Source organism: Streptomyces sp. NPDC090088, from assembly GCF_044747345.1.
GTDB lineage: Bacteria > Actinomycetota > Actinomycetes > Streptomycetales > Streptomycetaceae > Streptomyces.
On the sequence record NZ_JBIVDZ010000002.1, the window covers coordinates 303332 to 316875 of the forward strand.

At 69.6% G+C, this 13544-nt stretch carries 15 protein-coding genes; 1 reads left to right on the top strand and 14 read right to left on the bottom strand.

Annotated features, from left to right (window positions below; all coding sequences use genetic code 11):
- Nucleotides 1-23: 23 nt before the first annotated feature.
- The 9 genes from ACIPSJ_RS10045 to ACIPSJ_RS10085 all read right to left on the bottom strand — a co-directional run bounded on the left by ACIPSJ_RS10045 (nt 24) and on the right by ACIPSJ_RS10085 (nt 9414).
- The gene (locus ACIPSJ_RS10045) at nt 24-1202 is read right to left on the bottom strand and encodes a hypothetical protein (protein ID WP_401344950.1); all 1179 of its coding nucleotides are present in this window, start codon (nt 1200-1202) and stop codon (nt 24-26) included.
- Nucleotides 1203-1220: 18 nt separating this feature from the next.
- Nucleotides 1221-2435: a hypothetical protein gene (locus ACIPSJ_RS10050; RefSeq protein WP_359210537.1), complete on the bottom strand. Its 1215-nt coding sequence runs from the start codon at nt 2433-2435 to the stop codon at nt 1221-1223.
- A gap of 49 nt (nt 2436-2484) precedes the next feature.
- Nucleotides 2485-3678, bottom strand: coding sequence for a hypothetical protein (locus tag ACIPSJ_RS10055; RefSeq protein ID WP_401344952.1), 1194 nt, complete (start codon nt 3676-3678; stop codon nt 2485-2487).
- 33 nt (nt 3679-3711) lie between these two features.
- Nucleotides 3712-4632 (bottom strand): phage distal tail protein, encoded by a 921-nt coding sequence (locus ACIPSJ_RS10060; RefSeq protein WP_359210542.1) that lies wholly within the window; start codon nt 4630-4632, stop codon nt 3712-3714.
- Between the two features lie 47 nt (nt 4633-4679).
- The gene (locus tag ACIPSJ_RS10065; protein ID WP_401344954.1) at nt 4680-5951 is read right to left on the bottom strand and encodes a tape-measure protein; all 1272 of its coding nucleotides are present in this window, start codon (nt 5949-5951) and stop codon (nt 4680-4682) included.
- Nucleotides 5948-7138, bottom strand: coding sequence for a phage tail protein (locus ACIPSJ_RS10070; protein ID WP_401344956.1), 1191 nt, complete (start codon nt 7136-7138; stop codon nt 5948-5950). The genes ACIPSJ_RS10065 and ACIPSJ_RS10070 overlap by 4 nt, the downstream gene beginning before the upstream one ends.
- Nucleotides 7139-7161: 23 nt before the next feature.
- The gene (locus ACIPSJ_RS10075; protein ID WP_359210551.1) at nt 7162-7878 is read right to left on the bottom strand and encodes a hypothetical protein; all 717 of its coding nucleotides are present in this window, start codon (nt 7876-7878) and stop codon (nt 7162-7164) included.
- A 752-nt stretch (nt 7879-8630) separates the two neighbouring features.
- Nucleotides 8631-8768 carry a hypothetical protein gene (locus ACIPSJ_RS10080; RefSeq protein WP_401344958.1) on the bottom strand — a complete coding sequence of 46 codons (138 nt, stop codon included), beginning with the start codon at nt 8766-8768 and terminating at the stop codon, nt 8631-8633.
- Between the two features lie 448 nt (nt 8769-9216).
- Nucleotides 9217-9414: a hypothetical protein gene (locus ACIPSJ_RS10085; protein ID WP_359210557.1), complete on the bottom strand. Its 198-nt coding sequence runs from the start codon at nt 9412-9414 to the stop codon at nt 9217-9219.
- 294 nt (nt 9415-9708) lie between these two features.
- Here ACIPSJ_RS10085 and ACIPSJ_RS10090 point away from each other — a divergent pair, with 294 nt between their 5' ends.
- On the top strand, nt 9709-10608 hold the full coding sequence (locus tag ACIPSJ_RS10090) for a hypothetical protein (protein WP_359210560.1): 900 nt from the start codon (nt 9709-9711) through the stop codon (nt 10606-10608).
- A 33-nt stretch (nt 10609-10641) separates the two neighbouring features.
- Here ACIPSJ_RS10090 and ACIPSJ_RS10095 read toward each other — a convergent pair whose 3' ends face one another.
- The 5 genes from ACIPSJ_RS10095 to ACIPSJ_RS10115 all read right to left on the bottom strand — a co-directional run bounded on the left by ACIPSJ_RS10095 (nt 10642) and on the right by ACIPSJ_RS10115 (nt 13310).
- Nucleotides 10642-11019, bottom strand: coding sequence for a hypothetical protein (locus ACIPSJ_RS10095; RefSeq protein ID WP_401346205.1), 378 nt, complete (start codon nt 11017-11019; stop codon nt 10642-10644).
- A gap of 47 nt (nt 11020-11066) precedes the next feature.
- Entirely contained in the window at nt 11067-11357 is a 291-nt protein-coding gene (locus ACIPSJ_RS10100) for a hypothetical protein (protein WP_355719992.1), read from the bottom strand.
- A gap of 82 nt (nt 11358-11439) precedes the next feature.
- Nucleotides 11440-12039 (bottom strand): phage tail protein, encoded by a 600-nt coding sequence (locus ACIPSJ_RS10105; protein ID WP_355719994.1) that lies wholly within the window; start codon nt 12037-12039, stop codon nt 11440-11442.
- 117 nt (nt 12040-12156) lie between these two features.
- Complete coding sequence (locus ACIPSJ_RS10110) at nt 12157-12570, bottom strand: hypothetical protein (protein ID WP_359210565.1); 414 nt, start codon at nt 12568-12570, stop codon at nt 12157-12159.
- A 284-nt stretch (nt 12571-12854) separates the two neighbouring features.
- The gene (locus ACIPSJ_RS10115; protein WP_359210568.1) at nt 12855-13310 is read right to left on the bottom strand and encodes a helix-turn-helix transcriptional regulator; all 456 of its coding nucleotides are present in this window, start codon (nt 13308-13310) and stop codon (nt 12855-12857) included.
- Between the last annotated feature and the right edge of the window lie 234 nt (nt 13311-13544).

The window sequence follows — 13544 nt, forward strand, 5'->3', positions numbered from 1 at the left end:
GATGAACTCCTCTGCGGGGAAAGTCAGTTGGCCGGGTCGGCGCGAAGGAAGAAGTTGTCGAACCAGCAGGTGACCGCCGCGTCGCTGGAGCGGTGCATGGCCGTCACCGTGTAGGTCGCGCCGACGGTCAGCCCGTACACCCGGAACATGGTGGAGACCGAGCCGTAGACCGGTCCGCCGTACAGGGCGGCGTACTCGTCGTTCACGGTCAGGAAGACCGTGCTGCCCTGGGTGATCTGCACGCTCATGTAGGCGGTCGCGGTGCTGCTGCTCTGCGTCAGCATGCGCGCGCCGAAGTGCAGCAGGACGGCTCCGGTGGTCGGGGCGACGAAGTTCAGGGCCAGCGCGGTGACGGCGGTGTCCGTCAGCGCGGCCGTGTACGTCGTCGACGTGGTGTAGCCGGCGTCCAGCGACGAGGTGAACGACGGCGGTGCGACGGCCGGCAGCCACACCGAGCCGTTCCACCGCTGGAGCACGCCCGCCGACGAGTCCCGGTACTGTCCGCCGTAGCTCGCCGTGGTGACCGCTCCGGCCGGGGCGATGCCGCCGATGCCCTTGGGATACGGCACCCAGGCGGTGCCGTCCCAGCGCTGCAGCGTGCTGTTGATGTCCCGGTAGTGGCCGGGGTAGCCGCCGGCCGCCGTGTCGTCGGTGCGGGTCGGCAGGATGCCGCCCAGCGCGACGGTGACCGGCCGCAGGTCGGTGCCGGCGGTGGCCCAGGTCAGGCCGCTCGCGTTCGCCGGGACGGCCACGCTGAACAGCACGAGCGAGACGTCGGGGGCGGTGGGCGCGGCCGGGGTGGCGGCCGGGGTGCCCTTGATGATCTCGACGGCGGCCTCGGTGCGGCCGGAGCCGTCGTAGGTGTCGTCGTAGACCCGGAGCACGACCAGGTCGATCCGGCCGTACTGGGCGTCGCCGCCGGCGAAGGTGAGGTCGACCTGCTCGCTGACGGCCACCGGGTAGGCGCCCCGGTCGAGGGTCGACTGGATGACGGCCCGGCCCGCGGTGACGTGGGCGTTCATGGTGCCGTCGGTGCCGGCAAGGCCCAGCCCGGTCACCCGGTAGAGGCCGCCTGCGGAGCCCGGCAGGACTCCGGAGCGGCCCTTGCCGTCGGTGACCGGGGTGAGTGCGCCGACCTGGTTGGTCCGGGTGTCCTCCCGGCTCTGTCCGTCGGGGGACAGCCATGCGGAACGTACGGTCATGGAAGCGGACCCCTGATGTCAGGAAGCGGATTCGTAGGTGCCGTAGACGGACAGCACGTCACCGGTGGCCCAGGTGAAGGGCGCCGACTTGTCCCAGAGGGCGGTGGTGGAGGCGAAGCCGTCGCGCAGCGAGCGGACGACGCCGCCGTTGGCCGTCGCCAGCAGGCCGGTGCCCTGGTAGAACAGCGTGGCCGACAGGTCGTAGGCGCTCGTGGTCAGCACCCGCCCGTCCAGCTTCCACGCGACGGAGGTCGGTGCGACCGGCAGCGAGAACGTCCAGTTGGCGTTGGCGTCCTGCGCGGAGAGATTGGTCGTCGACCCGATCAGCAGGTAGATCCGCACGTGCACGACGGTGCCCGTCTTCACGTACGAGCCGGCCAGCGTCCCGTTGCCGATCGTCGGCGCGGTGCCGTTCTCGGCGCGCCAGACCGGCGTGTAGTCGGTCCAGGCCGGAACCGGCTGGTACGTCACCCACGCCGTGCCGTTCCAGCGCTGCAGCCCCGCCGAGGAGTCCCGGTACTGCCCGGTGTAACTGGCGGTGGTCACCGAGCCGTTCGGGGCGACACCGCCCAGCGCGCTCGGGTACGACACCCACGCCGAGCCGTCCCAGCGCTGCAGCGCGCCCCCGGAGTCCCGGTACTGGCCCGGGTAGGCACCGTTGCCCGTCTCGCCGTACACCGGCAGGATGCCGCCGACCGCGACGGTCGGGGTGCGCAGGTCGGTGAGGACGGTGGTCCAGTCCAGGCCGCCCTTGCCGGCGCTGGCCCCGGCGGGGACCTTGACCTGGTAGATCGGCAGCGCGGCGGCCGGGGCGGCGGGCGCGGCCGGGGTGGTGGCCGGGGTGCCCTGGACGATCTCCAGGGCGGGCTTGGTCTGCCCGGAGTTGTCGTACAGCGAGTCGTAGACCCGCAGCACGACCAGGTCGACGCGCGGGTTGGCGGCGTCGCCGTCGGCGAAGGTGAGGGTCGCGGGCTCCGGCAGGGTGACCGGGTAGGCGCCCCGGGAGGCGCCGGCCGCGATGACGGCCCGGCCCTCGTGGACGGTGGCCTTCATGCTGCCGCCGGTGCCCTCCATCCAGAAGCCGGACATGCGGTAGAGGCCGTCGTAGGACCCCGGCAGGATGCCGGAACGCACTTCGAGCGGGTTGGCCGGGGTGGTCGCGCCCAGCTGGGTCAGCCGGGTGTCCTCGCGGGTCTGGCCGGTCTCGGCCACCCATGAGCTGCGCAGGTTCATCTGCGGGTCTCCTGTGTCTGCTTGCGGGAGGGACGGGGGTGGGAGGGGGTCAGGAACGGAGCCATTCGGCCGTGAGGTTGGTGGCGTAGCCGGAGCCGCCGAGGGTGGTGATCGTGGAGCCCGAGTTCTGCAGCCCGTACAGCGCGAGCTTGTCGCCGGCCGCGCACTTGAGCAGCGCGCCACCGCCGACGCTGGTCGCACCGGGCCCGGCGCCGACCAGCCAGGTGGCGCGCGGGACCCCGGAGCCGTTCTGGTAGATCCGCGCGCCGCGCGAGCCGGTCGTCGACTCGGTGAACCAGGTGATGGCCGCGGTCACCCGCCACCACCCGGCGCGGGGCACGGTGTACGTGTTCGACCCGGACCAGCCGGTCACGTCGTCCACGTCGGTGGTGGACATGGTGATCTGGGTCCAGGTGCCGGTGGCCACGGACTGGGCGGTGCCCTGCTCGACACTGAGCAGGATCTTCGAACGCCCCTCGGCGTACTGCCACGCGCTGCCGTCCCAGCGCTGCAGCAGCCCGCTCGCGTTCTCCTGGTACTGGCCGGCGTAACTGCCCGTGCTCAGCGCGCCGACCGGCGCGATCCCGCCGATCGCCTTCGGGTACGACACCCAGGCGCTGCCGTCCCAGCGCTGGAGGATGCCCGGGGTGTCCCGGTACTGGCCGGCGTACGCGCCGTTGAAGCCGCTCGCCGGGACGATGCCGCCGAGCGCCGCGGTCGCGTAGCGCAGGCTGGTGACCGCCGTGTCCCAGGCGATCCCGCCGGACCCGGCCGAGGCGCCGGCGGGGACGAGGATCCGGTGGAGCGGCAGGGCCTGGCCGTTGGGAGTGTTGGGCACGACGGGAGTGGCGGCGGGCGTGCCCTTCACCAGCCGTACGACCGCCGCGACCGTCCCCGACCCGTCGAACTCGTCGTCGAGCACGGCGAGTTCGACGAGGTCGATCCTTGAGTACTGGGCGTCGCCGTCCGGCACGGTGAGGGTCTCCGGGTCCGTCACGGCCACCGGGTAGCACCCCTGCGGGATCAGCGCGCTCTGCACGAAGGCCCGCCCGGTGCCGATCGTGAACGTCATCGTCCCGGTGTTGCCGGTGAGCGCGAACCCGCCGGGCACGATGCCGCCGCGCGCCTTGAGCGGGACGTTCTCGGCCGTGCTCGCGTTGACGGTGAGCAGGCCGGAGTGGGTGAGCCGGGTGTCCTGTCTGGTCTGGCCGGTGGGGCTGAGCCAGGAGGCTGCGACGGTCATGCGATCACCGGTCCGTGTGTGGTGGCCATGCGATCACCACTCCGCCGAGCGCCAGCGGACGGACAGCTGGGCGCCGGTGCCGTAGGTGTCCGGGCGGAACGCGAGCTGGGCGCGGCCCGGTTCGAAGGCGAACAGCTCCTCGGGGCTGCTGTCGGCGGCGGCCGTGTGGCGACGGGAGGCGGTGGCGTTGAGGGTGACGGTGCCCTCCGCCGTGTCGACGACGAGTTCGTCGCCCGCCGCGAGGCCGATCTCGTAGCGCAGCCTGCGTCCCGAAGTCCGGTCGGTGACGGTCGGGTTGGTGCAGGGACCGGTGAAGGTGAGGATCGGATGGGTGGGCGCCGAGCCGTTGTTGTCGGCGCCGACGTCGCCCGTGGAGGCGGCCTGCCCCCAGTACAGCGGCCAGGTCAGCGGCCAGGTCAGCCCGCTCTCCGGCTGCGGGGCACCGGTCACGGCCGTCTGCTCGTCGACGGCGTAGCGGCGCGGGTCGGTGGCGTACCACTGCACGGACGCCTTGGAGACGCCCTGCGTGGTGTACGTCCGGTCGGCTGCGAGCACGCGCTGCGCGACCCGGGCCCGCACGGCGAGCGTCTCACCGTGCAGCCGCACCGCGAGCCAGCGCTCCGAGTCGCCGAGCAGCAGGGCCTGGCGCAGGACGCGCGTCGCGGCGAGCGAGGAGTCGGTGTCGTCGGACGGCGGTACGGTCCACACCGTGCCGCCGACCTTGCGGGGCTTGGCGTAGCGCGCGCCCGGCCAGGCGCCGTGCGCGGTCGGGTGGTCGGCGTCCGTCGTGTCGTAGTCCGGCAGGTCCTCCCAGCCGCTGAGCCCGTCGCTGCCGATCTCGTACGGCGTACCGGGGCCGAGCAGCAGTCCGGCCCACTGCATCTGCCCGTCGCGGGTGATGAGTGAGCCGGGGGGAACGTCGTCGGTGTATGTGGTGGTGGTCAGGTCGGCCATCGGCCTTCACCTCACTGGTATGCGGTTGTCGTTGGCTGGTGCACGGCTCAGCAGGCGTGCGCGGCGGCCAGGAAGAGCAGGTCGGTCGCGGTGGCGTGGGCGCCGGCGCCGTGGCTCTCGTGGAACTCCCTGATGCGGTACGGGCTCTGGCCCTTCGTGCCGTTGCGGCGGGCGAGGGCCCGCTGGCGCTCCAGGGCGGTGAGGGAGAGCACCTTGCCGGTCCGGGCGGCGCCGGGGACGGCGACCCCGCCCTCCGCCAGCATCGGGATCTTGCTCAGGTGCACGCCGAACTTCTTGCCGAGGATGCTGAAGCTGAGCTTGTTCAGCCCGTCGATCACCCAGTTCGCGAAGGCGATCAGCCCCTGGATCGGGCCCTTGATCACCCCGGCGACGGTCTGCGCGCCGGTGGTCACGAACTGGCCCATGGCGTGCAGGGTGCTGGAGGTGGCGTCCTTGATCCGGCCGAACCCCTTGGGAATGTCCTTCGTGATCCAGTCGAGGACCGGCCGGACGGCGTTCTTGAACCCGCTCCAGACCGCCGACACCTTGCCGCTCAGCGCCCGGGTGTCGCCGGTGGTGAGCGCCTTGAGGACGGCGAAGCCGGTGCCGACGAGGGTGCCGATGGCCTTCAGGACACCGGTGATCACGGTGAGGTAGCCGGTGACGTACGTGTTCACGGCACCGGCGATCGCCTTGAGGATCGGGGTGAGGATGGTCAGGTAGCTCTGGACGTACTGGAGGATCAGCTTGGCGAGCTGGTCCATCAGCCGCTGCCCGGTCTCGGAGTTGACGGCGATGTCGATCAGCCAGCCGGCCACGGGGAGCAGGATCCCGGTGACGAAACCGATGGGGTTGGCCCGGGTCAGGACGTTGATCAGGATCATCACGCCGGAGGCGACGGTCATGGCGGTGCCGAAGGTGTCGAGGAGGGTGCCGAGCGGACCGGCGAGATCGACCATGCCGAGGATCAGGGACATGATGCCCCCGAGCCCGGTCAGCAGGATGCCCAGCTTCGTGCCGGCGCCCTTGGTGCCGGCCTTCAGGGATTTCACCTCGCCCGCCGCCGTGGAGGCGGTGCGTCCCGTCTGGGTGACGGAACGGGCGGTGGTCTCGGCGCTCTCCTTCGTCTTCCGTACGGCGCCCACGGCCTGGTCGGCGGCCGAGGTGAGGCGGTCGATGCCGGTGACGGCGTCCTTGAAGCGGCCCGTGACCGAGCGCAAGGCGGTGACACTCTGTTCGGCCCGCGTGCGCAAGGACCGCACGGTGGGGATGAAGCTGCCGACCGGGTTGGCCGGTACGGCCCCGAGCGCGGCACTCATCCGCGCGCCTTCGCCAGGAACATCAGCGCGTCGGCGGTGCGCTGCGGGCTGCTGGTCTCGGCGGCGTAGTAGTGCTCGATGTGCAGTGCGCCGGCGGAGTCGCTCGCGCCCGACGCCCGGCCACGCGCGGCCGCCCGCTTCAGCAGCCGGTCGAGCTTGCTGAGCGGCAGTACGGCCTCCGCCTCACCGGCCTCGGCGAGCAGCGCCGGGACACCACCCGAGCGGGGCATGACGACACCGCCGCTGGCCAGCGCGGGGATCCTCGGCAGGCTGACGCCGAAGGTCTTGCCGCCGACCATCGGGACCCAGCCCGGGATGGAGACGTGGATGCCGTTGAGGGCGCCGATCGCGGAGTTGATGATGCCGATGACCGCGTTGATGGGGCCGCGGACCGCGCCCTTGATGCCGTCGAAGGCACGGCTCGCGATGCCTTTCAGTCCGCCCCAGATACTGGAGAGCCGGTTCTTGACGGCCTGGAAGGCGTTCGGGATCGCGGACTTGATCCAGCTGACGACCGGCGAGATGACGGCCTTGATGCCCTTCCACACCCCGGAGACGACCGTGCGGATCGCGTTGAGCACGCCGGTGATGATCGTCTTCCACATGGTGACGTAGGTGCGGATCACGGCGGCGACGGCCTTCACGATGTTCGTGACCGCCGTCTTGATGCCGCTCCAGACCGACTTGATCAGCTTGCCGGCGTTCTTCATGATCGGCCCGATGGCCTTCATGACGTTGCTGATCACGGTCTTGATGACCTCGAAGGCCTGCTTGAGAACCTTCTGCATGGTCTTCGAGTTGGTCACCATGTCGATGACCTTGTCGATGAGCGGTTGCAGCAACTGCATGAGCAGGCCGAAGAAGTTGCCCTTCATCGACTTGTTCATCTTGTCCTGGCCCTTGGCCGCCTTGCTCGCCCCGGACTCGTACTTCCCGAGGTTCTTCCCGGCGCTGGAACCGGTCTTGCCGGCCTTGGCGACGGACTTCTCCGCCTTGTCGGAGGCGGACTTGAGGTCCTTCAGCTCCTTTCCGGAGTCCTGGGCGGCGGACTTGAGGCTCTTGAGCTGTCCGGCACCCTTCTGCCCGGCGCTGCCGACGTTCTTCGCCGCCGTACCCGCTCCAGAGGCCTTCTCCTTGAAGTCCTGGAGGGAGCCGGACGCCTTCTTCAGTGAACTGACGAGGCTCATGTGTGGTCTCCTCGGCGTGGGTGTCAGCTACCGGCCGTGCCGGCCAGCACGCGCATTTCGGCGTTGAGCTCCCGGATCGAGCCGGCGAGTGTGTCGACGGACTGGTGATTCTTCGCCGCGCTCTCCAATTTCTTGGCGGCGGAGGCCATCTGGCGCATGGCACGGGGGGTGGCGAGACCGCGCACCTTCTCGCGGTAGGTACCGATCTCGGTGTTGAGGAGGCCTATCGCGTCCTTGACCCGGCCGACCTCCTCCACGGAGGGGAGCCGTGGCTGCCGGACATCGGTCTGCTCCTCCGGCTGAAGTCCCCAACTGCCGTCCTCGGCGCGGCCGAATGACCTTCGAACTCGTTGGTTCTCCGGAATCACGTCTCCGAAGAGGCCGTAATTTCGCGTGCGTCCTGTGATCGCGAGAGTCAATTCCTTGACCTTCGATACGATGCCGACGACGAGCGCGACTGAAGCACCGAAGGCGGTCACCAGGAGCGCCAATTTTCCGAGGAAATCAGTGCCGTTGGCGACAGCGAGGAACTCCTTGATGGGAGACATGTCCTTGATGATGTCCTTGAAGCTCTTCTGCTCGTCTTCATCCTTCTTCTTGCCGTTCTGGATCGCCTCCTTCAGGTCCCTGATCTTGCCGTCGAAATGACTGGTCGATACGGTGTTCTTTGAATTGCTGTCGAGCTTCAGCTCGACGTCGGCCAGCTTGTCGTACACCTCATCCGTGCTGTGCTGTCCCATGCGTTGACTTCCTCTCGATGGTCGCGCGGGCCTGAAAAACGGCTAATGCCCCAAAGATCCTCCCCTGGCTGGTGATATCACCGAGGGAATCCGCCTTGCTCCAGTTCTTCCCCTCCGCTATTCTCTGAAAGGGTCATTGGGATACGTGGGGGCGGGGAATGAGGCTCTGGTACTTCTTTATCTCTGTCGGTCTTTTCGCGATTTCGGCGATTTCATTCTTTGTTTCCTTCGCGACGTGGGAAAGTGCCCGAAGGGTCCCAGAAATCCCGTCGAGGCCGCTGCGTGTTGCTGTATCGGCCGGAGTGGGCGTGGTGCTCTTGGGGCTCTCCCTGTTCCTGCTCACGCTCTGAGCGCCGGACGGCCGGGCCTGAAAGGCGTCGAAGTGTTCATCTTCGAACCTGAGCCCGATGTGGCGATACGAGTTGGAACGCGAATATTCCATCGATCGACGTCATTTATCGGGATGAAAGCAATGAAAGGCACTACGTCACGATGCCGGCCGAGGATCTTGGGATTGCTGAAGGCGAGTCCGTCGTCAGCGTCGTTTACGGCCCTCGCAAGCCGGGCCGGGCGACAACTGAAAGGTCCTGGAGAAGGCGATATGGAGGACCCAGGAGGGATACCTGGTCATCGTGGGTCTGTGCCTGGCCGCAGCGGCGACCGCATTGATCGCGGTCGCCGCCTCCTGGCGACGTGCGCACCCGATTTCCGCGCCGGCGGCCCTGCTCGGTCTGCGGTCGGCCGGAGCTGGATCAGGAAAGGGCGCCTGCCGCGGCCGCTGCCACGATCGGCAGGGTGAAGAGCGATTGGACCACGATGCCCACGCGGGAGCCGAAGGACGCGAGATACCGCACGCTCTCCGCGGACGACGGCTTTCGTTCCTCGTACACGACGGGAACTTCCTCTCCTTCCCATGGTGGCGGCTTCGGGGCCGTGACCAGGATCCAGAACTCCTCGCCGTCCGCCGTAGGGAAGGTGCAGTTCAGTCGCTCGACTGCGGTGCCCCCGCGGCGGATGCGTTCCGCGCGGACGGCGAGGGTCTCCCTGCCTCAATTTCTCGGTCGCGCGCGCAGTTCGCCCACCTTCGAGGCCGTGTGTTGTGGATCACTCCTCGGCTCCCGTGAGGTGAACGATGGACTCCTGTCGCTTCGACACCACCCCACCCGCGCCGGCTGGGACGGCTCCGCCCTCGATCCGCTCCGGCCCGTCGGGGAGTTGTGTGCGAACGCCGTACGGCACGGAGATGGGCTCGCCGGGCTGCGGCTGGTCGAGGGGGTGGCGCCGGGCGGGGTGTGGCGAGGAGTCGGTGTGGTGCACGTTCGCCGTGTGGGCCGGAGGCTACGGGTGGCTTCGGCGGGCTTCCGTCAGGGCGTCCGTCCAGCCGGCGGCGTAGGCGCGGGACTCGCGGGTGAGCAGTTCCTCGTACAGCCGGTCGAGCAGTGCCTCGCGGTCGGGCGCGGGGGAGTGCAGGAGGTGGGCGAGGCGGGAGTAGGTGTCGATCGGCTGCTGCGGGAAGTTGCTCGTGCCAGTCGCCATGTCGTCGTCCTGCTTTCCGGTCTGTCCGCTGGGCTGGTGGTACAGGTGGGCGCTCCTGACGCGTTCGAAGCGTCTGTTCGAACTAGTGTACGAGTAATCTTACGGTGTCGCTCCGTGTTTGCCGAAGCCTCTTTCTTTCACTCTCCGTTGCTGCCCGGTCCGGACCTGCGGTGATGGCGGGGTGCAGTGGATGTTGTGTCAGAGTCGTGGAGTAGGATCCGGCCGTTCTCCCGTCGGTGAATCGAAAGTGAACGGTGTGGCCTGACAACGGACCTGAGGGCCTGTCATACGACGGTGGACGGCCAACGGGCGGCCGTCCTCGCGCGGGGGGCGCGATGGGGCAGGGACGAGAGCAAGGCCTACGGGGTGGACGGGGACGCGACCAACGCGCGGCAACGGCACGTGATCGACTGGCTGGAACAGGCCTCTGACCTGCCGCATCTCATCGCTCGTCTCTCCGAGCTGGTCCTGAGCTTCGGATACGAGCCCGAGGACCTGGTGATCCTTCCGCGCGGTGAGCTCGACCGGCGGGAGATGGCCGCCTACAGCGCCGGCTGGGCCGACGTGGTCGATGAGCAACTCCCCGCCGTGCGCGGGGCGTACGAGCAGCGGATCACGGCTGCCTATCTCCAGGGGCAGGAGGACGCCCGGACCGGGCGCCGGCCTCGGCGGGCGCGTCGGGCCGAGGGGGACGGGGAGCGGGGCGGAGAGGTCATTCCGCTGCCCTATGTCCAGCTTCTGCGGCCGCCGTCCGAATTGACGCGGGTAGAGCAGCGCGGCGAGCGGGAGCGGTCCGTCGCGGACGGGACACCGTGGGACGGCATCGTCGACGAGGTCGAGGACATCGACGAGGTCGAGGAAGAGGACGAGTACGACATCGACGGCGGTGGCGCGGACGCCGGGCCCGGGGCCGACACCCTGCTGTCCGCGCGTGAGGTCCGGGGGAAGCGGGCGGTGCCGGCCGCCGCCGAACGGCGTTCGGTGGTACGGCGCAACGGGCGGCCCAGCGTGCCGCCGCTGAACCGGGACGGTCCGGGCGGTGGCCGGGACAAGGGGCGCCGGGGGGACGGTGGCGCTGGGGAGCGGGAACAGCAGGAGTCCGCCGACGCTCCCGGCCGCCGCCTCTCCGACAAGGCCCGGGCCCTCGCGGACGAGCTGGAGGGCCGGGCCCCCGGCCGGCGCCGGGACGAGTGAGCGGGCCGACCGGGGCGGTGCCGTACAGCTGGATCAGCCGAAGAAGCGGGCCAGTTGTACGGCCGAGGGCGTGGAATCGGGGGCGGCCGGGTCCGGGGCCGATCCCTTCGCGGGGGGCGGTGAGTCCTCGTCGTGCGCGCCGTCGTACGACGGTCTCGGCACCGGCGCCGGAGGCTCCGGCTGGTCGCCCTCCTCCGAGTTGACGCTCGCGAACATCCAGTTCGCGGCCGCCAGATGGTCCACCGCGGCGGCGAGGAGATGGTCGGAGACCGACCACTCCGCGGCCTCGCCGTGCAGCTCCCTGTTCAGCGCGCTGTCGCGCGGCAGGTGCTTGATGAGCAGCGCGAGACGCCGTGCGGTCAGCGTCTCGCGGTGCCAGTCGAGCAGGTCGGTGCCGTAGTAGCGGAGCAGGTCCGCTTCGAGGGCCTCGGCGTGTTCTTCGACGAACCCGACGAGGCTCAGCCTTCCCCCAGGCCGAGCCCGGTCTCCTTGCCGTAGGCCTCCAGGATGGCGGCGATGTCCTGCATGGTGACCTCGTGCTGTTCGAAGCGGGTGAACTGCTTCTCGCCGAGCAGCAGGCGCAGCAGCCCGTCCACGTCGTTGTCGTCGAGCTTGCGCAGGGCCTTCGCGGTCGCGCGGGTCAGCTCGGTGGGCAGGGTGTAGCTCTCGTCGTCGAGTTCGAACGACCAGGTACGGCCGAGGGCTTCGAGGCGCTGGGCGCGCGCGGCGTTGACGTCGAAACGGGTCATGTGTGCTCCTCAGCAGGAAACAGGGTGTGAGTGGTACGGGTCCGGGGTGGGGCGGACCGGGGGTACGCCCCACCCCGGGGGATCAGGACGCGGCGTACGCGGCGTCCTTCATCACGAAGCTGGCCAGCGCCGAGCCGTCGGCGGCGGCCATCGCCGTGTAGGTGATGCCGAGCTGGGCCGCCGACTTGCGGGCCAGCTTGATGTCGTCCGCCGCGGTGACCTGGCCGCGCGGGATGCCGAAGCGGTAGGTGACGGTGGTGCCGTCGCTCGCCCGGACATCCGTGAACTCCAGGCCGAGGGCGCGCACGTCGGCGAACGGCCGGTCGGCGATGTCGTACTTGTAGACGCCGGTCGAACCGGTCACCGCGTCCACCGTGCCGCCGCCCATGAAGAAGGGCAGCGTGTCCTCGTTGAACTGCATCAGCGAGAACTTCAGGGTGAGGTCGCGGTCCGAGTACACGAAGTGCACCGGGCTGACGGCCTGCCACACGTCGACCGGCTCCAGCTTGTCCTTCTTGGAGAAGGTGACGCCGTCGCCGGAGGTGAAGCCGAGGTTCTTCCAGCTCGCCCAGTCGGTGGAGGTGTCGGAGGAGAAGGTCGTCGGCACCTTGGTGTCGGCGGTGGCGACGTAGAGGCGGCCTACGCCGGCGATGCGGATCTCGGAGGAGTTGGTTCCTGCCATGGTGGTTTCTCCTTGTTATGAGGCGGGTTGTTCGGGTGGGGTGCCGTACCCGGGGGTGTCCGGGTACGACGAAGGCCCCGCCGGGGTGGCGGGGCCTTCGGTCTGTGGGGCCGACGGTCAGTAGACGTCGACGTACACCTTCATCACGGTCACGTAGCGGTTGGCCGCCGAGTAGAGGTAGTCGGGCAGCCAGCGTGGGCCGTCCTGTTCCTCGACCTCCGTGACGAGGTTCGTGCCGTACCGGTGGTCGGCCATCGACAGCAGGATCTGGCGGGCGTCGTTGGCCAGGACGTGCGCGGCCTGCTTGGTCGGGCCGTACACCTCCAGCTCGATCAGCGGCTGGTCGACGTGGCGTTCGCCGACCCAGGCACCGCCGCGGCGGTTCACGAAGACGGCGGCGGTGGTGCCGTCGAAGCCGGTCGGCGCCTGTACGGCGACGGTGGCGCCGGAGAGCCGCGCGTCGTCGTCCAGGACGTCGACGATCATCGCCTCGACGTCGGGGAACGAGGCGGGTGGGGTGGGTGTGGTCATGCGTCACCTCGGGGCAGCGGGTGGGATGCGTGCGGAGGGGCGGGGCGCCGGGCACAGCTCCGCCGCTGCACCAACTGTGACAGGGAGCGTGCGCGCACGCAACTAAATCTGCGAGGTGATGGAGAAGAGAGAGGGGGAGGGGGCTGGGGTGGGGGTTCGCTGCGGGTGGTGGGGGCTGGTCGCGCAGTTCCCCGCGCCCCTGCGGGGCGCTCTGCGCCACCCCCCGTGAAGAGCACCCGTCGGCCCACGGGTGTCCTCGATGGCGCGTCCGGCGGAAGTGGGGCTCAGTCCACGGTCGTCGTTGCCGCGGTCATCGGCTCGTCGTGTGCGTCGTTGGGCAGGAACTGTTCCACCACCCGCACGAACATCTCGCGTCGGTCGGCCGGCACCCCGAGCAGGTCGGCGACCTCCTCCAGCGTCGGGCGGCGGCCGAACTCCGCGCTCGGGGCCGGCGAGGCCAGGTAGTCGTGCGGGTCGGCCAGTTCCTCCGCGGTCAGGCGGCCGGAGCGGATGAGCATCTCGCGGACCTGGACGCCCAGGACGCGGGCGAGCCGGCGCGTGGTCTCCAGGTCCGGCATGCTCTGGCGCTGCAGCAGGCGGGTGACGGCGGCCCGGTGCACCCCCGCCTCGTCCGCTATCCGCGACTTTCCGCCGCCGCGTGGACTGTCGATGTCGTAGCCGCGGTCGCGCATCAGGTCTTCGACCCACGCGGCGAACGCGTCCAGATCCTGGCTGGTCATCTGAGGGCTCGCTTCCTTTGGAGGGCAGCAAGTTTAGCTTGCTTGCGCGCACAGAATTACGTGCTCTCGTGCAAGCACTGAGGAAAGTCCGTGCGATACGGGGAGATTCGGTGGCCGCGCCCGCCCGGTTCGCGCCCGGCGGACGCCCGAGTGATCCCGATCCTTCCATGATCTCCCGAAAGGGTCACTGGCATATTTGTTGCGAGCGCGCGCGCAATCTGTAAGTCTTGACGG